The organism is Shewanella sp. ECSMB14102, from assembly GCF_000813075.1.
Lineage (GTDB): Bacteria > Pseudomonadota > Gammaproteobacteria > Enterobacterales > Shewanellaceae > Shewanella > Shewanella indica.
Genome location: NZ_JWGX01000110.1, coordinates 1 through 1,487, shown reverse-complemented (window position 1 = coordinate 1,487; position 1,487 = coordinate 1). Strand labels below are relative to the sequence as shown.

Below are 1,487 nucleotides of genomic sequence, written 5' to 3'. Positions count from 1 at the left end.
TCCAAACTGGCGTTACCATCCCGGCACAGATTTCCCATCAGCAAATATCAACGCCTGTTTGAGTATCTGTGCCAAACTCCTTTTTCTGGGCAATTTAGCCTCTGCTCCCCAAAACCTGTAAAACAAATCGCTCTCGCCTCTGTGCATTGTCCTCAATATGTTGCCGGGTTTATTCACAACCAACTAGATCCCAAGGCAATGCGCCGCATAGGGTTTCCCTGGAGCGAGCATCTGCTGGCTCGGACACTGCACTCGGTCGCAGGCACCGAGCTTGCGGCACGAAAAGCACTTGAGCACGGCATAGCGCTGCATATCAGCGGCGGTTACCATCACGCTCACCAGGACTTTGGCAGCGGTTACTGTGTTTTCAACGATCTAGTCTACAGTGCCAGACGCATGATAAACCAAGGGCTGGCAGACAAGGTTCTGATTATCGACTGCGACGTCCATCAAGGCGACGGCACCGCCACCATGACAGCCGGCGATGCGAACATCATCAGCTGCTCAATACACTGCCGGCAAAACTTCCCTACCCGGAAGGCAGACTCTCACTATGATATCGAGCTTGAAAAAAGCGCCGGTGATGACGAGTACCTCTCAACGCTTGAGCAAATACTGCCATTGCTGATCTTGACTCATAGACCGGATCTCATTCTTTATGACGCCGGAGTCGATGTACATGCTGAAGATGAACTCGGCTTGTTGCGGCTCAGCCTTGAGGGCATATCCCGGCGGGATATGAGCGTATTGGGTCATGCCAGAGAAGCGGCAATACCAATAGCCTGTGTCACGGGAGGCGGATACTGCAAAGACCCTCTACAATTAACACTCAGACACAGTCAATTATTTCGCGCCGCGACTACGCTGTATCGCTAAAGGCTACGAACCAATTGTTACCAACCAAACCGAACACAGCAAAGAACTTTGGGAGCGTCACCTATGCAGCTGGAAATCCGCAACTACTACGAAGTGATGTTAATGGAAATCCTCGCTGAAGAGGGGTTGATGGATGAGCTGCCAACCGACTATGTGGCCGATCTGGCTTGTATCACGCTCAATCAACTACCAGTGCGCTACATTCACCATCTGGTGGACACCTATTTCTACGGCGACTATCAAGAACAAGATAGAATGCGCAACGAAATCTACCAGGCATTAGAGAAGTCACGGGCGTTTTTGAAATCCAAACTACCCCCGAAACTGGAAACCGATCAGCAAGCGCAGGGGTAACACAGGCATCTGCAATCAAGGAAGGTGCATTTCCTGAATCCAGGGCTCACCAAGAGAGCTTATATCTCTTGCGAACTGTACTTCTGAAAAGTACATTTCCACCATCGCTCCGGGCCAGCTATTAACCCGATAAAAGTATCATCATAAAAAAATCAGGACATCCTAAACATTTTACAGACCACCTGGAAGCATACCTTGCGGTCTCAATCTCTTAGAAAAAAATCAGGACATCCTAAACATTTTACGGACCACCTGGA

At 49.7% G+C, this 1,487-nt stretch carries 2 protein-coding genes; both read left to right on the top strand.

The genetic code is table 11. The features are described from left to right. The coding region (locus RC73_RS19560; protein ID WP_039036195.1) for a histone deacetylase family protein at positions 1–876 on the top strand (876 nt) is incomplete at its 5' end. A gap of 63 nt (positions 877–939) precedes the next feature. Next, positions 940–1,230: a late competence development ComFB family protein gene (locus RC73_RS19555; RefSeq protein ID WP_039036194.1), complete on the top strand. Its 291-nt coding sequence runs from the start codon at positions 940–942 to the stop codon at positions 1,228–1,230. The last annotated feature ends 257 nt before the right edge of the window (positions 1,231–1,487 follow it).

Excerpts from the sequence above, each read along its gene's own strand:
- RC73_RS19555 (WP_039036194.1), top strand. The coding sequence starts at position 940 with ATGCAGCTGGAAATCCGCAACTACTACGAAGTGATGTTAATGGAAATC.